The 20,877-nt window shown below is 66.4% G+C and carries 20 protein-coding genes; 11 read left to right on the plus strand and 9 right to left on the minus strand.

From position 1 onward, the window contains the following. Nucleotides 1-31 precede the first annotated feature (31 nt). Entirely contained in the window at nucleotides 32-733 is a 702-nt protein-coding gene (locus ACQ3DC_RS06735) for a GntR family transcriptional regulator (protein WP_430751869.1), read from the plus strand. Nucleotides 734-894: 161 nt separating this feature from the next. Here ACQ3DC_RS06735 and ACQ3DC_RS06740 read toward each other — a convergent pair whose 3' ends face one another. Both ACQ3DC_RS06740 and ACQ3DC_RS06745 read right to left on the minus strand, forming a co-directional pair. Next, the gene (locus tag ACQ3DC_RS06740) at nucleotides 895-2,280 is read right to left on the minus strand and encodes an SLC13 family permease (protein ID WP_430751870.1); all 1,386 of its coding nucleotides are present in this window, start codon (nucleotides 2,278-2,280) and stop codon (nucleotides 895-897) included. Nucleotides 2,281-2,292: 12 nt separating this feature from the next. After that, a complete protein-coding gene (locus ACQ3DC_RS06745) occupies nucleotides 2,293-3,111 on the minus strand; it encodes a maleate cis-trans isomerase family protein (RefSeq protein ID WP_430751871.1) in 819 nt (272 codons plus the stop codon). A gap of 175 nt (nucleotides 3,112-3,286) precedes the next feature. Here ACQ3DC_RS06745 and ACQ3DC_RS06750 point away from each other — a divergent pair, with 175 nt between their 5' ends. Then, entirely contained in the window at nucleotides 3,287-4,075 is a 789-nt protein-coding gene (locus ACQ3DC_RS06750) for an IclR family transcriptional regulator (protein ID WP_430751872.1), read from the plus strand. 62 nt (nucleotides 4,076-4,137) lie between these two features. Here the strand turns inward: ACQ3DC_RS06750 and ACQ3DC_RS06755 are convergent, their stop codons facing one another. The 6 genes from ACQ3DC_RS06755 to ACQ3DC_RS06780 all read right to left on the minus strand — a co-directional run bounded on the left by ACQ3DC_RS06755 (nucleotide 4,138) and on the right by ACQ3DC_RS06780 (nucleotide 9,843). Continuing rightward, the gene (locus tag ACQ3DC_RS06755) at nucleotides 4,138-4,926 is read right to left on the minus strand and encodes a DeoR/GlpR family DNA-binding transcription regulator (protein ID WP_430751873.1); all 789 of its coding nucleotides are present in this window, start codon (nucleotides 4,924-4,926) and stop codon (nucleotides 4,138-4,140) included. A 159-nt stretch (nucleotides 4,927-5,085) separates the two neighbouring features. Further along, nucleotides 5,086-6,090, minus strand: a complete 1,005-nt coding sequence (gene pdxA / locus ACQ3DC_RS06760) for a 4-hydroxythreonine-4-phosphate dehydrogenase PdxA (protein WP_430751874.1) — start codon at nucleotides 6,088-6,090, stop codon at nucleotides 5,086-5,088. Then, nucleotides 6,090-7,286 carry a four-carbon acid sugar kinase family protein gene (locus ACQ3DC_RS06765; protein WP_430751875.1) on the minus strand — a complete coding sequence of 399 codons (1,197 nt, stop codon included), beginning with the start codon at nucleotides 7,284-7,286 and terminating at the stop codon, nucleotides 6,090-6,092. The genes pdxA and ACQ3DC_RS06765 overlap by 1 nt, the downstream gene beginning before the upstream one ends. Then, a complete protein-coding gene (locus ACQ3DC_RS06770) occupies nucleotides 7,283-8,272 on the minus strand; it encodes a 2-keto-3-deoxygluconate permease (protein WP_323056307.1) in 990 nt (329 codons plus the stop codon). Before ACQ3DC_RS06770 ends, ACQ3DC_RS06765 begins: the two co-directional genes overlap by 4 nt. A 171-nt stretch (nucleotides 8,273-8,443) precedes the next feature. After that, complete coding sequence (locus tag ACQ3DC_RS06775) at nucleotides 8,444-8,980, minus strand: GNAT family N-acetyltransferase (protein WP_430751876.1); 537 nt, start codon at nucleotides 8,978-8,980, stop codon at nucleotides 8,444-8,446. Then, nucleotides 8,977-9,843: a ribokinase gene (locus tag ACQ3DC_RS06780; protein ID WP_430751877.1), complete on the minus strand. Its 867-nt coding sequence runs from the start codon at nucleotides 9,841-9,843 to the stop codon at nucleotides 8,977-8,979. Before ACQ3DC_RS06780 ends, ACQ3DC_RS06775 begins: the two co-directional genes overlap by 4 nt. A gap of 148 nt (nucleotides 9,844-9,991) precedes the next feature. Between ACQ3DC_RS06780 and ACQ3DC_RS06785 the strand changes: the two genes are divergently transcribed. The 4 genes from ACQ3DC_RS06785 to ACQ3DC_RS06800 all read left to right on the plus strand — a co-directional run bounded on the left by ACQ3DC_RS06785 (nucleotide 9,992) and on the right by ACQ3DC_RS06800 (nucleotide 14,473). Continuing rightward, the gene (locus ACQ3DC_RS06785) at nucleotides 9,992-11,434 is read left to right on the plus strand and encodes an MFS transporter (protein WP_430751878.1); all 1,443 of its coding nucleotides are present in this window, start codon (nucleotides 9,992-9,994) and stop codon (nucleotides 11,432-11,434) included. Between the two features lie 28 nt (nucleotides 11,435-11,462). Further along, on the plus strand, nucleotides 11,463-12,464 hold the full coding sequence (locus ACQ3DC_RS06790) for a nucleoside hydrolase (protein ID WP_430751879.1): 1,002 nt from the start codon (nucleotides 11,463-11,465) through the stop codon (nucleotides 12,462-12,464). A gap of 72 nt (nucleotides 12,465-12,536) precedes the next feature. Next, on the plus strand, nucleotides 12,537-13,808 hold the full coding sequence (locus tag ACQ3DC_RS06795) for a S8 family serine peptidase (protein ID WP_430751880.1): 1,272 nt from the start codon (nucleotides 12,537-12,539) through the stop codon (nucleotides 13,806-13,808). Nucleotides 13,809-13,843: 35 nt separating this feature from the next. Next, nucleotides 13,844-14,473, plus strand: a complete 630-nt coding sequence (locus ACQ3DC_RS06800; RefSeq protein WP_430751959.1) for a methyltransferase domain-containing protein — start codon at nucleotides 13,844-13,846, stop codon at nucleotides 14,471-14,473. On the opposite strand, the gene ACQ3DC_RS06805 is transcribed toward ACQ3DC_RS06800, so the two are convergent. Next, nucleotides 14,470-15,558: a LacI family DNA-binding transcriptional regulator gene (locus tag ACQ3DC_RS06805; protein ID WP_421092028.1), complete on the minus strand. Its 1,089-nt coding sequence runs from the start codon at nucleotides 15,556-15,558 to the stop codon at nucleotides 14,470-14,472. The two genes, ACQ3DC_RS06800 and ACQ3DC_RS06805, sit on opposite strands and share 4 nt — an antisense overlap. Before the next feature lie 209 nt (nucleotides 15,559-15,767). Between ACQ3DC_RS06805 and ACQ3DC_RS06810 the strand changes: the two genes are divergently transcribed. The 5 genes from ACQ3DC_RS06810 to ACQ3DC_RS06830 are packed head-to-tail and all read left to right on the plus strand — an operon-like array spanning nucleotide 15,768 to nucleotide 20,869. Next, entirely contained in the window at nucleotides 15,768-16,250 is a 483-nt protein-coding gene (locus ACQ3DC_RS06810) for a hypothetical protein (protein WP_421092027.1), read from the plus strand. A gap of 49 nt (nucleotides 16,251-16,299) precedes the next feature. Beyond that, nucleotides 16,300-17,460 carry a substrate-binding domain-containing protein gene (locus ACQ3DC_RS06815; RefSeq protein ID WP_321215625.1) on the plus strand — a complete coding sequence of 387 codons (1,161 nt, stop codon included), beginning with the start codon at nucleotides 16,300-16,302 and terminating at the stop codon, nucleotides 17,458-17,460. Nucleotides 17,461-17,511: 51 nt separating this feature from the next. Continuing rightward, nucleotides 17,512-19,020 carry a sugar ABC transporter ATP-binding protein gene (locus ACQ3DC_RS06820; protein ID WP_430751881.1) on the plus strand — a complete coding sequence of 503 codons (1,509 nt, stop codon included), beginning with the start codon at nucleotides 17,512-17,514 and terminating at the stop codon, nucleotides 19,018-19,020. A gap of 3 nt (nucleotides 19,021-19,023) precedes the next feature. Continuing rightward, nucleotides 19,024-20,007, plus strand: a complete 984-nt coding sequence (locus tag ACQ3DC_RS06825) for an ABC transporter permease (RefSeq protein ID WP_421092024.1) — start codon at nucleotides 19,024-19,026, stop codon at nucleotides 20,005-20,007. 46 nt (nucleotides 20,008-20,053) lie between these two features. Then, nucleotides 20,054-20,869, plus strand: coding sequence for a sugar phosphate isomerase/epimerase family protein (locus ACQ3DC_RS06830; RefSeq protein ID WP_421092023.1), 816 nt, complete (start codon nucleotides 20,054-20,056; stop codon nucleotides 20,867-20,869). Nucleotides 20,870-20,877: the final 8 nt, after the last annotated feature.

Below are 20,877 nucleotides of genomic sequence, written 5' to 3' on the forward strand. Positions count from 1 at the left end.
GGTGGAAAGTTGTCCGTGCGAGAATGTGCTCGTGGACAACCTTGAACGTGCAGACAATCTGACAGATCAGGCCATCACAAGACTCCGAACTGCGATATTGGGCGGCGAATTGAAGCCGGGGGAGCTCTACTCCGCGACCCAACTGGGCGAATGGCTGGGTGTTTCCAGAACGCCGATCCGGGAGGCAGTGCAGCAATTGGCGAAGACGGGCCTTGTTGCAGTGGAACGCAATCGAGGGATTCGGGTTCGATCCACAACCTTGGAAGACCTCATCGACGGATTCCAGGTCCGACTCATGCTCGAGGTGCCGGTAGCCCGGCAAGCCGCCGCAGTCCGCACGGACGCCGATGTCCAAAGGGTCAAGGAGGCGTTCGAGGCCTTTGGGCAAATTGCCGAAACCGGCGATCCTGCTGCTACGTTACGGGCCGACCGCGACTTCCACTTGGCGCTGCTGACTACCACTGGCAACCACCGGGCGGTGAAGATCCTGGAGGACCTACGCAACGTCGTCCTGCTCACCGGGGTGGAAACAGTCCCCAGATCGCGTTCCTCCATGGAAGCCTTTGAGGACCACAGGGACATCTACCAGGCGTTCATGGACGGAGACGCCGAGAAAGCCGGGGAGGCCATGCGACGCCACATAATCAATACGGCCCGGATGCTTGTCCTGCGCGAAGCGCACGAGCGGGGCAGTTCCATGGTGGATGTCGACTCGCTTCTCAACTGGACGTAATTCGCCCGGAGAGTGCGGCGGGGACCTGGAAACAGCCTTCGTGAGGATCTGCATCGGTACAAGCTACCGCTGTTGCATGCAACATGCAACCAAATGGACCCGTCAAGGGGAAGGGATGCCCTGCCACGCAGGACATCCCTTCCCTTGCAGATGGACGGTGATCAGCCGAGGCCCAACTGGACGAACACGAACCACACGAGGAGCGGCACCACGCCGATCATTGCGATGGCCCAGAGCAGCAGCGCCCGGAAGAACATCCGCTCGTCCTTGGGCTGCGCGCTCGCCATCAGCAGGACGCCGCTGGTGGACATCGGGCTCACGTCGACCACCGAGGAGCTGATTGCGATGGCCGTCACTACCCCGATGGGCGTGAGTAACGGATCCATGGCGATGGGTGCAACCACCGGGCTGATGACGCCGAGGGTGCCGGTGGTGGAGGCGAAGGCCGAGACGATGGCCACCACATAGCTGGTGATCAGGGCGGCAAGGGAGCTGTTGCCCAGGCCGGCGATGCCTTCCTGCAGTTCCTTCAGCGCCCCCATCTTTTCGAGCATGCCAACGTAGGTGACGATGCCGGTCACCAGGATGATCGCGGACCACGGCATGCTCTCCACTGCCGGCTTCTGCACGTTCGAGTCCAGGACGATCAGCACTGCGGCTATGACCAGCGAAGCGACGCCGACGTCGATGCCCAGGACAGTGGTGAGCACCAGCAGCGAGGCGATGCCCACCAAGGTGAGGATGCGCATGGGGGTTGCGGCCACCTTCTCGGGGCGGGTCTTGGTTGCGGCAGCCACAGAAGTGCGCGCCGGGGCGGTGAGCACAGCCGTCCCGGACCCGGATGGAGCCGAAGCGCTGCTGACAGCGGGAGCGGCAGCGCCGCCGTCGTGCTTTGCACCGCCGGTCTCACCGGCCTGGAGGCGCGCCTCCGCCTTGGCCATGCGGCGCTTCATGATGGCCTGGACCAGGACGTAGGCGATGGCGGCCAGGATGGCATTGAAGACGAAGCAGTAGGCGTAGAGCTTGAAGGAACCGTCTGAGGCTCCGGCGCCGTCCAGCATCTTGTTGGCCAGCACGCCGAAGGGGTTGATCGGGGAGAAGGCGCCGGCATTGGCGCCCTGGACAATGACCAGTCCCATGGCCAGGGTGCTGATGCCGAACCGCATGCCCAGCGCCAGGCCCACCGGGGCCACGATGGCGATGGCGGCAGGGGTGAACGCGCCGGCTGAAGCCAGGGCGGCCGTCAGCAGGAACATCAGGATGGGGACCAGGATCTTCCGGTCGCCGGCGAGCCGTTCAGCCCAGTAGGCCAGCAGGTCGATGGTGCCGTTGATCCGAACAATGGCGAAGAGCAGGGTGGCGCCTACCAGGATGAAGAAGAGCCCGGCGGGGAACTGGCCGATGACGTCCTTGATGGACATGCCTGCAAGGAGGGTGCCGACGCCGAACGCGGCAACGGTGGCCAGCAGGCCGGCATTGATCTTGGTGAAGGAACCGATGGCGAAGGCCGCCACCAGGACAAGGAACGCGATGATTGAAAGAGACATGGTGCCGGCCGCCTAGGAGTTCGCCGGGGTGAGGACGCCGGCGCCGGACAGCAGGCTGCCGGCTCCCGTGATGGCGGGCCGGTGGCCGAGAGCCTTGAGGATCTCGTACGTGGTGGCCGTGGCCGCCGTGATGACCGGCAGTCCGAGCTCGTCCTCCACGGCCTGGACCGCAGCCAGCGACGGCATCTGGACACAGGCGGACAGCACGACGGCGTCCGCGCCTTCGCGCTGCAGGCTGCGGGCAAGCGCGGGCAGGTTCTGCGGGTCAAGGCAGCCGACCTCAAGGTTGTCCGCCACCTCGAGGCTGATGGCGTCCAGCACCGTGATGCCGGAGCCTTCGATGTAGTCCACCACCATCTTGGTGAGCGGCTTCATGTAGGGGGTAATCATGGCCACCTTGCAGGCACCGATTTCCTGCAGGGTGCGCACCAGTGCGCCGGCGCTGCTGGTGACCGGGGCTGGGTGCCCGTTGCCGGCGGCGGCTTCTGCGATGACTTTCTCCGAGCCCTCGTGGGCTTCGGGGCCCTGGGCCATGACGGCAACGAGGCAGGCGTAGGCGATGACGTCCACGTCGGCGTCGGAGACTGCTTCGGCGCAGCCGGCTGCCTTGCCCACCATGGCCAGCAGCTCTTCCCGGGTGACCTTCTTCATGCCGGCGCGCGCCGAGTGGAACGTGTACTTGTGGCCGGTCGCTTCGGCCTGGCGCCGGAACAGTTCAGGTAGTTCGGTCTCCATGGTGGTGTTGGAGCTGGGGACGATCAGTCCCACCCGGCTGGTCCCGGGGCGCTTGGGCTCGGGAGCGGTTTCGCAGGTGATGTCGGGGGTGCTCATGGCTTCTCCACGTCGTTGTGATGGGGGTTTTGCGTGCAACCCATAGAGTGGGTTCTGATCCCATGATGTGGGTTGCTCGCGTCTAATGTCAAACGGGTCACATCCCAGGTCCTGCTTCCTGCTCACTAAGCTGGAGGCTGTTCGAGGAAAAGTACTGAAGGGAAATTTGAAGACAGTGGCAACGGAAGCGGGTGCCGGGGCCTCACCCCTGCTGGTCCTGCACAAGGTGGCGGAGATCCTGGATTGTTTTTCGGTGCAGGAGCCGGAGCCCACGCTGCAGCAAATCATCCGGAAGACCGGATTGCCGTCCAGCACCTGCCAGCGCCTGGTGCAGAACATGCTGCGGGAGGGCTTCCTCGACCGCGACGGCGACCGTTACCGGATCGGCATCGGGCTGGTCCGCTGGGCTACCCCCGGGACGTTCGGGCTGGACGTGGTCCGCCTGGTGAAGCCGATCCTCCAGCAGCTGCGCGATGAGACCGGCGAAACGGCGTGCCTGTACGTCCGGGACGGCGCGTTCCGGACCATCATTGCCGTGGCCGAAACCCGGCACGTGGTGATGCGCCCGTTCATGGTGGGCATGGTGATGCCGCTGCATGCCGGAGCGCCGGGGAAGATTTTCCTGGCGTTCGACCGCGAAGCCTGGGGCGCCCTGGACGAGCACGGCCTGGACCGCTTCACCCCCGATACGCCGTCCTCCCTGGAGCTCCTGCGGCAGCAGGCGGCGGTGGCGAAGGAGCAGGGGTTCTATGCGGCGTTCGGGGAACGGAACGAGGACGTGGGTTCCATCAGCGCGCCCGTCTTCGACCACGCCGGGCGGCTCGCCTGCGCCATCGGCCTGGGATTCCCGACCCAGCGGATCGGGCCTGCCGACGTCGAGCGGCTGGGGCCGGTGGTTGCCCGGGCGGGAATGGAAGCCAGCCGTGCGCTGGGGTATGACAGCAGCCAGGCCGCCCCGCAGTAATCGGTTCCACCCAACTAAGTAGCGCTAAGTGTCGTTATGACCCCTGATAACGACACTTAGCGCTACTTAGTTGGGCCGTCGACCCGGACCTCAGCCACCTCAACCTGCACCCCCGCCTCCCGGAACTTCTGCACCTGCCCGGGGTCGGCGCCGTCGTCCGTCACCAGGGTCCAGGGCAAAGCCAGCCGCGCCCACGCATGGAAGGGCCGGAGCCCGAGCTTTGAAGAGTCCGCCAGGACGTAGACTTGCCGGCCGCGCCGGGCCATGAGCTCCTTGAGCCGGGTCTGGGCGTGGTCGGCTTCGCAGATGCCGTCCTCGGCGGTGACGGCGTCGGCGCCCAGGAACACCCGGTCAAAGCTCATCCGTTCCAGCGCCGCCTCGGCCAGCGGCCCCACAAAACTTTGCGAAACGCTGCGGAGCCGGCCGCCCAGGCAGTCCACCTCGATGCCCTCGGACTCGGCCAGCTCCTGCAGGGTGTTGATGCCCGGAGTGGTCACGGACAGCTTCTCGAACCCGCGCAGCTCGTGGGCCAGGGCACCCACGGTGGAGCCGGCGTCGAGCAGGATGTTCTCACCGGGCCGGATCACGGCCGCCGCCCACCGGGCGATGGCGTGCTTCTGCTCGAACGCCTCGCCGGTGCGCTGCCGCAGCGACGCCTCGGGGTGCGCGCCCAGGGCCATGGCTCCGCCATAGGTGCGGGCCAGCCGGCCCTGCCCGTTCAGCAGCGCCAGGTCCCGGCGGATGGTGGAGGCCGTCACCTCGAACCGGGCGGACAGTTCCTCCACGGAGGCCAGGCCGGTGGTCACGGCAAGGTGGTAGATCTCCTCGCGCCGCGCGTTTGCGCTCAGCATTCCCGGTCTCCTTCCCGTGGCAGTGGTACCCATGCTAGTTCCGGCCCGTGGTTTCAACGGTCCCAGCCATTGGACGGGCCCAGGGGTTTGGCTGTCTCAAGCACCGAAACGGCCGGTCAGCAATTCTACGCTGACCGGCCGTTTGTCTCTTGCGGGTTCTTAGAGAGCTTCCTCGCGAGCCGGCGCAAGGTCCACTGCCTGCCGCAATGCTTCAAGCAGAGACTCGTGGTCCGCGATGTTCTTGCCGGCGATGTCGAAGGCCGTGCCGTGGTCAACGGACGTGCGCACCACGGGCAGGCCCACGGTGATGTTCACGCCGTTCTCCAGGCCAAGGACCTTTACCGGGCCGTGGCCCTGGTCGTGGTACTGGGCCACCACCAGGTCGAAGTCGCCGCGGCCGGCCAGGAAGAACAGGGTGTCGGCAGGGAGCGGGCCGAAGGCGTCGATTCCTTCCGCCTGCGCCTTCTCGATGCCCGGCTGGATCTTGTCCGCCTCTTCGCCGTAGCCGAACAGGCCGTTCTCGCCGGCATGCGGGTTGATGGCGCACACCGCGATCCGCGGGTTTTCGATGCCGGAGGCCTGCAGCAGTTCGTAGCCGCGCTTGATGGTCCGGTAGACCAGGTCGCCATTGATCTTGGCAATGGCATCGATCAGGCCGATGTGCGTGGTGACGTGGATGACGCGCATCTTGGGGGCGGTCAGCATCATGGAAACTTCCTCGGTGCCGGTCAGTTCGGCGAGGAGCTCGGTGTGGCCGGGGTACTTGTGCCCGGCGGCGTGGAGGGCTGCCTTGTTCAGCGGCCCGGTGCAGATGGCATCCACCTGGCGGTCCATGGCCAGGGCGACGGCCTTTTCGATGAAGAGGAACGAACCGTGGCCGGCTGCGGCGGAGAGCTCACCCCATGCGAGGTCCTCCGGAATGCAGTCGATGTCGAGCACGTCGATAGTGCCTTCGGCGAACAACGCCTCCGACGGTTCGGAGACCTTGCGCAGTGTCAGCGGGCTGGCGACGATGTCCGCGGCGAGCTGCAGCCGGCGGAGGTCGCCGATGACCAGCATGCGGGCCTTTGACCGGAGTTCCGCGTCGGCCAGGGCCTTGACGATGATTTCCGGGCCAATGCCGGCCGCATCGCCCATGGTGATGGCGACAATCGGGCGTCCCATTATTTGATACTCATTTCAGTTGTAGTGCCGGTGAGAAATTGGATGGTTCGGGCCAGCGTACCGGCGTCTCCGAACGCGCCGGCCTTGGTGACCAGCAGGGGGAGAGGCTCGGGCAGCAGGCTCATCACGACGCCGGGCTCGATCTCCCCGAGGACGGTGAAGCTTCCCGCGCCGAGGGCCTTCAGAACCGCCGTGGCCGTTTCGCCGCCCGTCATGACGAGGGCGTCGCAGTGCCCGATGCCCCCTGCCGTGGCGCGGGCCAGGGCCTCCGCCACCACAAGCGCCTGCGCCTTGTCCACCGTCCCCATCGGGTCCGGCGTCAGCACCACGTCGTTCCGGGTCATTGCCTCTGCGACGAGCCGTGCAACCGCTGGCCCCTCCAGGGCGGTGTGGTCCAGCGTGATGTGCTCGGCGCCGGTGGCCACCAGTGCCTCGGTTTGCTGCCGGGCAAGGCTGGAGTAGCTGCCGATCACCGTCAGGGTCCTGCTGACGTGCCGCAGCTGCGCATTCCGCGCAGTTCCTTCGTCGCGTGAAGCGATGTGCGCGGCCAGCCCGCCGGAGCCCACCAGGAGCGCGGGGAAGTCCAGCAGGTCCGCGGCGGCCGCGATGGCTTGCAGGTCCCGGTCCGAGGAGGCGTCCAGTACGACGGCGTCAATCCCGCGTTCCTGCACGCCGCGCAGGTGCGCCGCCAGGTCCTCCGGCGTGCGTCCGGCTTCCCCGGCCAGCACTTCGACGGTGAGGCCGCCCGCGGCAAGTGCGCCGCCGACGACGCCGCCGAAGCGGCCTTCGATGTTCTGCCTGCCACCCACGTGGACAATGCCGCGCAGCGTTGTCCTGCCCGTGGCCGGGAAGGCGGGAGCCACAATGGCGAGGCCCGTGCCGCGGCCCTGGGTGGCCGTTGCCAGTGCTGCCGCCACCTCCGCGCCCACATTGCCCCGAAGCAGCGAGTCGATCTTCTTGAAGACCCGCCGGTCCTGCTCCAAGGCACGCCCGACGGCGGAGGTGACGGCCGCGGCCGCCTCCTCCGCCGCCAGGTAGCGGCTCTCTGTGTTGATCGAAAGGATCTCCGCCTCCGGCCAGGTGCTGCCGACGTCGAGCATTACCGAGCTGGTGTGCGTGGGACCGTAGGCCGCGGCAGCATCTGCCGCGCCCGTCAGGTCGTCGGCGATGATTGCCCAGCGCGTGGTGGTGTTCATACTGCGTGTGCAACCTCAGGTGCTGCTGCGGCTTCCTTGGCTTTAAGGCGCTTGGCGTACCAGGCAACGATGATGGGGCAGCCGATGGCGGTCACGACGACGGAAGCGGCAACCAGGACGGTGGCGGGTCCGGCGGCGGGAAGGTAGGCAGGGTTGGCCGCAGCCACCAGCATGGGGACAGTTGCGGCGTTGCCTGCGGTGGTGGCAGCGGCGAGACCGGCAAGGCCGGTGCCTCCGCTCAGCTTGTCGGCGAAGAAGAGCACAGCGCCGCCGGCGATCAGCACGAACAAGCCAAGCGCGATGCCCAGCAGGCCGGCACTGAGTACCTTTTCGAGGTTCAGGCCGAAGCCAAGGGCCAGGGCGAAGAACGGAATAAGAACGGGGGCTGCGGAGGACAGGAACTTCCGCATGGCCGGGTCAAGGGTGCCCAGCAGGACGCCAAGGAGCAGGGGGATGATGGCGCCCACCAGGGCCTGCCACGGGAAGGCGGACAGGCCTGCGACGCCCAGCGTCAGCATGGTCAGGAAGGGACCGGATTCGAGCGTCATGACGGAGTAGGCGGCAACGTCCTTCGGCTTGCCGTACTGGCCCATGAGCGCCATGTACAGGCCGCCGTTGGTGTCATTGAGGGCTGCCAGGATGGCGAGGACGGACAAGCCTGCAAGCAGCCCGCCCTCAATGGGGAGTTCGCTCATGAACCTGCCGGCAATGACGCCGATGATGACCGCGAACAGGACCTTGGCGCCAAAAAGGACACCGCCCTTTTTCAGGATGTACGGGGTGGCCTTGATGTCGATGCTTGCACCCATGCAGACATAGAACACGGCCAGGATGGTGGTGCCGCCGGTGAAGAGGGCCCCCGTGAACGAACCGAAAAACTTGGCGGAGTCCGGCGCGAAGGTGGCCAGGACGGCGCCGATGAGAAGGGGGATCAGCATCATGCCGCCAGGAACTTTTTCCATGGTGGCCTTGATCGGGACATGCATGTTGCAACCTCATTGTTGTCGGGGGAGAGGGGGATCGAGAGCCACCCGGCTTCGACCATGATAAGGATCATAGAGTCAGATGCGCGTTTAGCGCAACTGTTTATGCGCGAAGCGCGCAAGTGAATCCCGACGGGTTTCAGGAACCATTGCCCACGGCGGGCCCGGCCGCAGTTAGGGGGAGTGCTGGATCTCCCGAAGGGGGACCGTTGCCTCCACGAGCTCCAGCGTGAACACCCACAGCAGCACGTCCTCGCCCGGCACGTACCAGTCGCGCTCGGGCGCCCGCCGGAAGCCCAGCGACTCGTAGAGAGCGTGCGCGCGTTCCATAAACGTGGCGCTCGTGATGCTGATCGCCCCGATGCCGGGCAGCTGCCGGGCGTGCTCCACGATCCCGCGGACCACGGAGCGGCCCACGCCGCCGCCCTGGTGCGCCGGGTCCACCGCCAGCATCCGGAACTCCAGCTCCCCGTCGGCGGCGATCTCGCTGTACGGCTGGCCGGCGAACGTCAGCGTCACCGCCGCCACCACCCGGCCGGCAGCCTCCGCCACCCAAACCTGCGCATGCTGAGCGCGGTGCTCCACATCCTCCAGCACACCCATGTAGGGGTGGTCCGCGGCGAAATGCCCGGCCCGGAGGTAGGCGTCGCGCGTAATGCGCCGGACCTCCGGGAAGTCCGACGGCGCCGCCCGCCGGAGTGCGACGCTCACCGCGCGCCGCCGGTTGCGGCAGTCCGCTCCACGTAGTGGCCCAGCCGTGCCAAATCCGGCTGCGATGAAGGATCGCCCACGGCATCCCCGCCCACCGCGTTCGCCACGGCCAGCGCCCGCGCATGGTCCAGCCCCTGGCGCAGCGCCAGGACCAGGGCGGCGCAGAACGCATCGCCGGCACCCACGGTGTTCGCCACTGTGACCGCAACGGAAGGAGCCTCGGCCACCTTCCGGCCGTGCTGGAACATCGCCGAGCCGTCCCCGCCGTAGGTCACGGCCACCAGTTTGGCCGAGGCGAGGGCGGGGATCAGGGTGTATTCGCTCTCGTTGACGATTACCAGGTCGCAGCGCTCCAGCAGTTCCGCCGGCAGGTCCATGGCCGGAGCGGCGTTCAGCACGAAATACCCGGGAGTCTTCCGCGCGGCCTCCAGCGCCACGGGCAGGCCCACCTCCAGCTGGCACAGCACCGTCTCCTCCGGGCCGAACTCCACCCCGTCCAGCGACAGGTGCGAGTTGGCGCCCGGGCACACCACGATCTGGTTCTCACCCTCGCGGTCCACCACAATCAGCGCCGTCCCGGTCGGCTCCGGCAGGACCGACACGTCCGCGGTGTCGACGCCGGCACCCGCCAGGGCGTCCAGCATCCGCTGCCCCTGGGCGTCGCCGCCCACGGCGCCGACCATGCGCGCGCTGCCGCCCAGCCGCGCCGCTGCCGCGGCCTGGTTGGCGCCCTTGCCGCCGGGCTGCTCGGAGAGCACGGCGCCGCCGATGGTCTCGCCCGCGGTGGGAAGCCGTTCGGCGGTGGCGATCAGGTCCAGGTTGATGCTGCCGACCACGGTGACGGCAGGTCGTGTTGTGTTCATGGGAAAACTCTCTCAGGGGGAGGGCCGGAAGCGGCGGGGGTTTCGAAAAAGTGTAGCGCATGGTTGTACTTGTGAGTCATACATGGTTGTATAACAACTCGAATCGCCATGAAAGACGATCCCTTCTGCTCGAACAAAGGAGTTTGATGTGAACACCCCAACCCCCGCGGCAGCCGCGCCTCCCGCCCAGGGCGGCGCCGCCGTCGTACTTCCCGCGGACCCGCCGAAAGCCGCCGGCCGCCGCGCCGCCCTGCTGATCTCCACCCTGCTGCTGGGCGTGCTGTCCTTCCAGCTGAACGCCAGCATGGTCACCCCGGCGCTGCCGCAGATCGCCGCCGAGTTCGGCCAGGGCGCGGACAGCGCCGCCCCCGTCCAGTCCATGTTCTTCCTGGCCGGCGCCATCGCCGGGCCGGTCATCGGCCGCTGGAGCGACTTCATCGGCCGCCGCGCCGCCCTGCTCCTGGTCCTGGGGATCATGGGCGCCGGTACCGTCCTCTGCATCACCGCCCCCACGCTTGAACTGCTGGTCACTGGCCGGTTCCTGCAGGGCGTCTCCAGCGCGGTCTTCGCCCTCGCCTACATCGTGCTCAGCGAAAACCTGCATGCGAAACTCTTCGGCACCTCCGTGGGCATAATCGCCGCGATCAACGGGGGAGTGGGCGGCGTGGACGGCTACGTGGGCGGGCTCATGGCCGAGACCCTCGGCTTCCGGTCCATTTTCGTCGTCGTCCTGGTCCTCACCGCCGTCGCCGCCGGCTGCATCATCCGGATTGTCCCGGCCGGCCGGCCGCAGGGCGTGCGCGGCGCCATGGACTGGTGGGGCGCCGGGTCCCTTTCCCTGTTCCTGGTGTTCACCACCTATTTCGTGTCCGGCGGATCCGCCGCGGGCTGGACCGCGCCGGGCACGCTGGCCCTGCTGGCAGGCACCGTGGCGTCCTTCGCCGCCTTCTGGATGATCGAGAAGCGCCGCAGCCACCCGCTGATCGCCGTCCACCACCTGCGCTCCCGCCAGGTGTGGCCGGTCATCGCCACCACCGTCCTCACCCTGGCCGGCATCTTCGCCATCATCAACTTCACCGTGGTGCTGCTGAGCCAGGATCCCGACGGCGGCTTCGGGCTCAGTGCCTCCATCTCGGCTTTGCTGTTCCTCACCCCGGCCGCGCTGATCGGCGTGTTCGCCGCGCCGCTGGCCGGCTGGCTGGCCGACCGCCGGGGCTGGATCCGGACCCTCCGGTTTGGCATGGGGCTGAGCCTCGCCTGCGCCGTCGCTGCGGCCGCGTTCTCCGACAGCCAGGTGGCTGTGCTGGTCGCCGTCGCGGCACTGGGCATCTTCTACAACGGCTTCTTCCTCACCGCCATCAACGGGCTCTCGGTGCTGCTCTCACCCAAGGAGGCGCCGGCTGCGCTGCCCGGCATCAACGGCGCCTCGTTCGGCATCGGGGCGAGCCTCGGCGTCGTCCTCGTGGCGCCGTTCGCCGCGCAGGCCACGGCCGCCGGGTACGCCACTGCCCTCTGGATCTCGGTGGGCATCACCGCCGCCGCGTTCATCACCAGCCTCTTCGTCGCCGCCCCCAAGGGCGAGACCGTCTGACCCCTTATCCCATTCGAAGGAATCTATTGTGACTGCCCCCCTTTACCTGGACTGCGACACCGGCATCGACGACGCCCTCGCTCTGGCCTACCTCCTCGCCGCCCCCGCGGCCGAGGTGGTGGGCATCGGGGCCGTTAGCGGCAACGTCAGTGCCGCCGCCGGCGCCCGCAACACCCTTGACCTGCTGGCGCTCGCCGGCGCCGCGCACATCCCCGTGGCTCTGGGCGCCCATGATCCGCTGGTTGGCTCGTTTGCCGGCGGGGCGCCGTGGGTGCACGGGGCGAACGGGATCGGGGAGGTAGCTTTGGCGCCTTCCGGTGCCCCGCTGGCCGCGGAGTCTGCGGCGGAGATGCTGGTCCGGCTGGCGCGTTCCCATCCTGGCGCGCTGCGCGTGCTGGCGATCGGCCCGCTGACCAACATCGCCGAGGCGCTGCGGCTGGAACCTGCGCTGCCGTCCCTGGTGGAGTCCGTGACGGTGATGGGCGGGGCCGCGCTGGCGCCGGGGAACATCACGCCCGTGGCCGAGGCGAACATCTGGCACGACCCCGAGGCCGCCGCTTTGGTGCTGGCCGCGGACTGGGACGTGACCCTGGTGCCGCTGGACGTGACCATGGCCTCGGTGCTGGAGGAGCCGCACCGGCAGGCGCTGCTGGCGTCCTCCGCTCCGGTGCCGCGGGCGCTGGGGGAGATGCTGGGCTACTACTTCCGGTTCTACGAGGGCATCTACGGCCGGCCCTGCTCCGCGATGCACGATCCGCTGGCGGCGGCGCTCGCCGTCGGGGCTGTCAAGCCTGCCCTGGCACCCGTGGTGCGGGCCGCCGTCGACACCTCCGACGGGCCGTCCCGCGGGCAGACCGTCTGCGACCTGCGCGGGCTGTACGCGGGCTACCCGCCGGTGACGGACGCGCGGTGCCGTGTGGTCCTCTCGCTGGAGGAGGACTTCGCGCCGCACCTGGTGGAGACGCTGCTCGCCTTCCCTTTCGGCGCAGGTGCTGAACGCACGACGGCGGCACTCGCCTCCGCCGGGTAGGACGCCCGGGCTGCCCGAAGACTTCTTGGCCGGTATCTATCCAGCCAGCAATGCTTGCCGCAAGATAGGCACATGAAAAAGACTGTTGTCGCGGGATTCGCGGCGCTCATGATGGGGTTTGGCGCTCTCACCTTCGCGGTCCCGGGCAACGCAGCCGGCCAGCCGACGCACGTCACGGGGCAGATCCTCGTTAAATTCAGGGACAACGCTGCGGCGGCCGGCGTCCTGCACCAGCACGGCCTCAGCGACGGTCCCGGGGTTGGCAGCACCGGGGCCCGCCTCATCAAGGTACCGGCCGGCAAGGAACTGCAGCTCATCGCAGCACTCAGCCGGAACCGGGCCGTCGAGTATGCCGAGGCCGACCAGCTGGCCACTATTGCCACTGATAACTCCAACGTCGACTACGTCCCCCGCCAGTACGCTTTGCAGAACACGGGCCAGGGCTTTTGGAATACGCGTGAAACCACATTCGTAGCCGCGGGAAAACCCGACGCCGACGTGGACGCGGTCGAAGCGTGGGGCGGGGGCGAAACGATCGGTGCCGGCATCACGGTGGCTGTGCTCGATACGGGCGTGGCCAGTGACAACCCGGACATTGCAGTCAAGGTTGATGCGCGTAAAAACTTCAGTACCGCGGCAACCGGAGAAGACAAATACGGCCACGGCACCCACGTGGCGGGCATTATCGCTGCCACCAAGGACGCGGTTGGTGTCACGGGGGTGTGCCCTGGCTGCAGGATCCTGGACGGCAAGGTCCTGAACGACAGCGGCTCCGGTTCCACCTCAAGCATCGCCAACGGCATCGCCTGGGCCGTCAGCCAAAAAGCCCGAGTCATCAACATGAGCCTCGGCCAGCGCGTTTCATCACGGACCCTCGAAGCTGCGGTCAATGACGCCTGGAGGGCGGGTGCGGTGATCGTCGCGGCGGCCGGCAACGGCGGTACCCAGTCCAAGATCTACCCGGGTGCCTATCCAAACGTGATCGCCGTCGCGGCGACGGACAACAAGGACGCCAAGGCATCCTTCTCCACCTACGGCAAGTGGGTGGACGTCGCTGCGCCCGGTGTCAGTGTTTACTCGACCTTCCCCAACGGGGATTTCCAACTCGCTACCCAGAACGGCCGCGCCCATGGCTACGACATAGCCAGCGGCACGTCAATGGCCTCACCCGTCGTGGCCGGTGTGGCCGGGCTGGTGCGGGGCAAGTATGCCAGCGCCGACAATGTATCAGTCCGCGGCATTATCGAATCGACTGCTGATCCGATCGCCGGCACGGGTACCTACTGGTTGCATGGCCGCGTGAACGCCTACAAGGCCGTCGGCGGCACATCGTCCGGAGTTTAGGGGGGCGGCCGGCGAGGCCTACAGGGGTGACCAATATGGCAGTCCATCACCCGGTCTTCGCACGGCTCTACCCGGTGGTGGGTAAGGCGATGGAGCGCGGCGGCATGGACCAGCGGCGCCAGGAGTTGCTCAGCGTCCTCGCCGGCGAGGTGGTCGAGGTAGGCGCCGGCGACGGGCTTAACTTTCCGCACTACCCGCCCGCCGTCACCCATGTCCTGGCCGTGGAGCCGGAACCGCACCTGCGGAGCCTCGCCCGCGAAGCGGCCAGCCACGCTCCGGTACCGGTCGAGGTTGTTGATGGTCTCGCGGAGAGGCTTCCCTGCACTGACGGCAGCGCCGATGCGGTGGTTGTGTCGCTCGTATTGTGCTCGGTGGCCGACCAGACGGCGGCGCTGCGGGAAATCCGCCGCGTGCTCAAACCGGGCGGCCGGTTGCGTTTCCTCGAACATGTCCGGGCGGACACGCCCGGTCTCGTCCGCGTTCAACGCGTGCTCGATGCCACCCTCTGGCCCCGTGTGGCGGGGGGATGCCACACGGGCCGCGACACCGCTGCGGCCATTGAACGCGCCGGGTTTACCATCCAGAGCCTGGACCGGTACCTGTTTCCCGAGGCCCGCACGCCGGTCTCCTTCCACATCCTTGGCACCGCCATACGTGGCGACTAAGGCTGATGCGGCACATTTCGGCTGTGGGAGGCAGCGCGGATGGAGCTGTTACGCACAACAAGGGTCGGTGCGATTGGCGTACGGTCCACGTCCCGTCCTTCCATCGCACCAAGAAGCACTTCCATGCTCATAAGCGCCAGGGCGTTGAAGTCCTGGCGCACGGTGGTCAGGGGCGGCAGGAAGTAGTCCGATCCTTCAATATCGTCGAAGCCTACGATGCTGACATCTTCCGGGACGCGGACGCCGTTTTCGGCGAAGGCACGTATGACCCCCAGGGCGGTGTGGTCGCTGGCGGCGAAGATGGCCTGGGGGACCTTGTCTTCCCGGACGAGCCGGAGCCCGGTCTCGTAGGCCCACCGGGGGCTCCAGTCACCCTCCAGGCACAGCCCGGGCTTGAGCCCGGCGTCACGGAGCGCCGCCTCCCAGCCGCGCTTGCGCACCCGTCCGTCGAACCAGTCCATGGAGCCGGCGAGGTGGGCGATATCCGTGTGGCCCAGGTCGATAAGGTGCTGGGTGGCCAGCCGCGCCCCGAGTTCCTGGTTTTCCGAATAGGTGAAGACGTTCGGCGTTGATGATGCTCCGGCAGCGATCATCTCCACCGGCACCCGGAACGACGCATTCCAGACGGCCGCTGCCATCTCCACCAGAGGCGCAATGACAATGATTCCCCCCACGCCGGTATCGTCCAGCGTGTCCAGGGCTGCCTGCACGGACTCTTCGTCGGGTTGTTCGACACTGATGACGGTTGTGGCGTAGCCCTTCTTGCGGGCGACGTTCTCAAGGGCCATGAGCGTCCCCACCGGGCCGAACCGCGGAGAGCCGTCCGAGAGGATGCCGATGGAAGTGGACCGGCTGGTGACCAGCGCGGTGGCTGCCCGGTTCCGGCGGTACCCGATGTCCTTGATGACCTGCAGAACCCGCTGGCGCGTAGCCGCGCTCACGTCCGGCGCGTCATTGAGTACCCGCGAGACTGTTCCGAAAGAGACTCCGGCGGCCTGGGCCACATCGTTGATTGTGGGCTTCCGGCGCAGGGGGGCATCCGGTAGCTTCTCGTTCGCCTCGCGGGGAACCGCCGTGCCTGCCACGTTCTCTCCTGTCTTGCACCTCCCGGACCGAACCAATGGGTTCCGTGCGTTTTCAATCTTATGTCCGTCCCGACTCTCCGCAGGCCGGCACCTTTCTGCATGTGATGGTTGACACCCCTCTCCGTAAACGTTTACGATGATTCCGTAAACGTTCACGGTGAGTTCGTAAACGCTTACGGAGATGGCACATTCAATGAGGAAGGAGCGGGATGGCTGACAGCATCGTCCACGCACTCGCGCTCGATCCCCGCACTGGGCTTCGAAATGTCGACCCCGCCCAGTGGGCAAATTTGGAAGTGCTCCTGGGGGATACAGCGCCTAACGATCTCGCAGCCGCTGTCCGCACCTTCGTCTCCGCCGGTTCCTCGGCCGTCGTCGGAATCTTCGATGGCAACCTCCTCTGGGCCAGCCTGGTGGTCTCCGTCGACAACTCGGGTACGCCCGCGTCGGTGTCCACCATTGACGGTCCGCTGGCCGAAAACGGCGGGGAAATGGCAAAAGCCGCGGGCGAGGCGGTGCGGTGGGTCGAGGCCCATCACGGGCCTTGTTCCCTGGGTCTCTTCGTCGACAAAGAGCATGCAAAGGCGCTCCTGAAAGCTTCAGACAAGGCCGCCGCCCTTCGCACGGCCTCGGCCGCCGGCGGGCTCGTCCTCTCCCCGGTTCCCCCTGCCCTGGCCGTAGCACTCGCCTGATCCACCCCAGGCATCCACCCCATCCATCCACTCAAAGCACTGGAGAACAATGATGATCCGCAGGCTTCCCATCGTGGCCCTGGCCGCAGCCCTGTCACTTTCCGTCGCTTCCTGCAGCGGTTCAACAACGGCCACATCAAACGCCCCCGACGCCGGCGTGTCCGAAAAGGCCCAGCAGGCCCTCGACAAGATCAAGGGGCAGGTCCTGAGCAAGGGCCCCAACGGCGAGGCGCCCTCGCCCGCGTCCGTCGCGGATCTGACTCCCGAGGAGATCGGGAAGGTCAAGGGACTCAACGCCAAAGCGGCAATAGTGATGCACTATGGCGGCAATGACTGGGCCACGGCCCAGGTCAACGGTCTCAAGAGCGAATTCGAAAAGCTCGGCATCAAGGTCATCGCCACAACCGATGCGAACTTCAAGCCGGACAAGCAGGTCTCGGACATTGAAACGGTCATGACCCAGGACCCGGACATCATCGTTTCCATCCCCACGGACCCTGTGGCCACCGCCTCCGCGTACAAGAAAGCCGCCGACGCCGGTACAAAGCTGGTCTTCATGGACAACGTCCCGCAGGGACTGACCGCCGGCAAGGACTACGTCTCTGTTGTTTCCGCGGACAACTACGGCAACGGCGTCGTCTCCGCCCACCAGATGGCCAAAGCGCTCGGTGGCAAGGGCAAGATCGGGCTCGTCTTCCACCAGGCCGACTTCTTCGTGACCAAGCAGCGCTACGACGGATTCAAGGAAACGATCACGAAGGAATACCCGGAGATCCAGATCGTCGAGGAAAAGGGCATCGCCGGTCCGGACTTCGCCGGGGACGCCCAGGCTGCCGCGAACGCCATGCTGAGCAAGTACCCTGACCTCGCCGGCATCTGGGCGGTGTGGGACGTCCCGGCAGAGGGTGTCATGGCTGCAGCCCGTGCCGCAGGCCGTCCGGACCTGAAGATCGCCACGGAGGACCTCGGCAAGAATGTCGCCATCGCCTTGGCCAAGGACGAACTCGTCGTAGGCCTGGGAGCGCAGGTTCCGTTCGACCAGGGTGTCACGGAAGCCCGGCTGGCCGCAGGTGCGCTCATCGGCAAGCAAGCGCCCGCCTATGTGGCGCTGAGCGCCCTCCCGGTTGACCACTCCAACGTCCTGGAAGCCTGGCAGCAGGTCTACCACGAGGACGCTCCGAAGGATATCCAGGACTCCTACAAGCAGTAGCCAGACCCGACGGCGCGGGGTTCCACCCCGCGCCGCGCCGAAAGGGCAATAATGAACACCGCAGACAATGTCGTCGAAATGCGCTCGATCTCCAAGGGCTTCAACGGCGTTTCCGTGCTGAAGGACGTCGGCTTCGACGTCCGAAAGGGTGAGGTCCACGCACTCGCAGGCGGCAACGGCGCCGGGAAGTCCACGCTCATGAAGATCCTTCAGGGCGTGTACCAGGCAGACGCAGGCGAGATCCTCATAGCCGGGGAGCCAGCCGCGATTAACTCGATCCAGGACGCGAAGGCTGCCGGGATCGGGATGGTCTTCCAGGAATTCAGCCTCGTACCTAGCCTGACCGTTGCCCAGAACATCTTCCTGGCTGCCGAACCGCTCGGCAGGGGCGGGCTCATTGACGACCGCACCGCGGTGAAACGGGCCAGGGAGGTCTTCGCTGAGATGGAGGTCGACGTCGACCCCCGCGCGGAGGTTTCCCGGCTCGGGACTGCCTACTGGCAGCTGACCGAGATTGCCAAGGCCCTCGCCCAAAACGCCCAAGTGCTGATCATGGACGAACCCACTGCCAGCCTGGCCCGGCACGAGTCCGAAGCGCTCTTCGAACTGATTGACCGCCTCAAGCAGCGCGGCATCTCGATCATCTACATCTCGCACCGAATGGACGAGGTGTACAGGCTCGCTGACCGGATCACCATCCTCCGCGACGGCCGCCACCTCCTTACCGCGCCGCTGACCGACGTCACTCCCGAACAGATCGTGGAAGGCATCGTGGGCAAGAAGATCGAGGGCCAGCTTTCCTATCGTGCGCGGGACCATGCGGTGCACGACGGCGCGCCCTTGCTTGAGGTGCGGGGGCTTAATGCCGGGCACCGGGTGCGGGACGTTTCCTTTACGCTCCGGCCCGGCGAGATCCTCGGACTGGCAGGGCTGATGGGAAGCGGACGCACCGAGCTCGCCCGTGCCCTCTTCGGCATTGACAAGGTGGACAGCGGGGAAGTCCTCCTGCGGGGCAAAAAGGTCACCCTTGCCACGCCCCAGCAGGCCATCAATGCCGGGATCGCCCTCATTCCGGAGGACCGCAGGGCACAAGGCCTTGTGCTGGAGCATTCCGTCCAGGACAACCTGCTGCTGCCGCTGCTCGGACAGATCCAGCGGGGGCCCCTCCTGGACGGCGCCAAGGGCAAGGAATTGTCCTCGTCACTGATCAAGAGGTTCGCAGTCAAGGTGGCCCACCCCAACCGCCCGGTCCGGCTCCTCTCGGGTGGCAACCAGCAGAAGGTGGTCATCGCCAAGTGGCTGGGCACCGATCCGGACATCCTGATCCTGGACGAGCCCACGGCCGGCGTGGACATCGGCACCAAAAGCGAAATTTTGGACATGATCCGTGAGTTGGCGAGTGCCGGCAAAGCCGTCATCGTCATCTCCTCCGAGTACCCCGAACTACTCGCGGTCAGCGACCGCGTCCTCGTCCTCAAGGACGGCTCCATCATCCGCGACATTCCCCGCAGCGAGATCGCTGACGAGGAGTATCTCCAACTTGCAGTCCAGGGAGTCTGAACAGTGAGCAAGGCAAACACCATCGCGCCCCGGGACACCGCGGCCCGCAATTTCGGCACCGTCCTGAAAGAACTCGACTGGCGGCGCTACGTCATCTACATCGGCTTCGTCGTCGTCTTCCTTTTCTTCGCCATTCTGCTGCGCGACCAGGGCTTCCTGTCGCCGAACAACCTGCTGAACATCTTCCGGCAGACCGCCACTATCACCGTCATCGCCGTGGGCATGACCTACGTGATCGCATGCGCCGAGATCGACCTGAGCGTCGGATCTGTGGCCGGCCTCTCCAGTGTCTGCACCGCTATGGCACTGTCCCAGTGGGGACTGGTTCCCGGCATCCTCGCGGGCCTCGCCGTCGGGCTCGTGGTCGGATCGGTCAACGGTGCGCTTGTCAGCCTCCTCGGCATACCGTCCTTCCTGGTGACGCTCGGCATGCTGGGGATAGCGGTCGGCGTCGCCCAGTGGATCACCGCGTCGGCGCCGCAGCCCATCCTGAACGACACGTTCAACATGCTGTTTGGATCCGGCAACTTCGGTCCAATTCCGGGCTTGGTGGTCTGGAGCGCCATCTTCGTGGCCATCGGCGCCGTCGTGCTGAACCGCACCAGGTTCGGCCGCCAGGTCCTGGCTACAGGAGGCAACCGCAACGCTGCAGAGTTCACCGGCATCAACACCAAGCGCATCAAGTTCCAGGTGCTCCTTATCTCGGCCGTGGCGGCAAGCGTCGCTGGCATGCTCTACGCCGGCCGCCTCCAGTCCGGACGGTTCCAGTGGGGATCAGGAGACGAACTCTCTGCCATCGCTGCCGTCATCCTGGGTGGAACCAGCCTCTTCGGCGGGTTCGGCTCCATCATCGGCACACTCTTCGGCGCCCTGCTGATCGGCCTGATCAACAACGGACTGATCCTCGCCGGGCTCGACAGCAGCCAGCAGCAGGTTGTCCGCGGCGCAATCATCATCCTGGCCGTCGCTATGGCCCGGAAAAAGTAGCACACATGACTCCCAATCCTTCTTCGGCTCCTGAAAGGCAGAAGCAATGAAACTTGGTTACTGTTCCATCACCTGGGGTGGCGTCGTGGGCCACGCCCAAGGCGTGACAAGCGTCAAGGACCTCTTTTACCTCACTCACGGATCTATGAAGGACGCCGTCCGGGACATCGCATCCGTCGGCTACGAGGGCGTTGAGATGTTCGACGGAAACCTCGCGGAATACGCGGAAAAGCCCGAGGAGCTCAAAGAAATCCTCGCCAGTTCCGGGGTATCCCTGGCAAGTGTGTACACGGGCGCCAACTTCATCTATGCCGACATCCTTCCGGACGAGTTGCACCGGATTCACCGGGCTGCCGAGCTGGCCGCAAACTTCGGTGCAGAACGCCTGGTGGTTGGAGGGGGAGCACGCCGCGCGGCCGGAACCACCGAAGAGGACTACCGCCGGCTCGGCAAGGCCCTCGACAGCGTCACGGACATCGCCGAAGGCTTCGGGCTCTCGGCGAGCTACCATCCGCACCTGACCACCATCGTGGAGAGCCCGGACGAGCTGGACAAGCTCATGCCGCTCACGCGGATCGGTTTCTGCCCCGACACCGCCCACCTTGCGGCCGGCGGCGCAGATCCGGCAGCTGTCATCCGGAAGTACCCCGACAGGATCCGGCATGTCCACCTTAAGGACCTCCGGCAAGACCCCTTCTCGTTCCTCCCCCTGGGCCAGGGGGAACTCGACTTCCCGGACATCCTCGCGGCAATCCGGGAAAGCGGATATGACAGCTGGCTCATGGTCGAACTCGACGGCTACGACGGGGATCCCCGGGAAGCCGCCGAGATCAGCAAGAAGTACCTCGAGAAACTCCTCTGACCCTCCTG

This window comes from Paenarthrobacter sp. NEAU-H11 (assembly GCF_050573415.1).
In the GTDB taxonomy this organism is placed as follows: Bacteria; Actinomycetota; Actinomycetes; order Actinomycetales; family Micrococcaceae; genus Arthrobacter.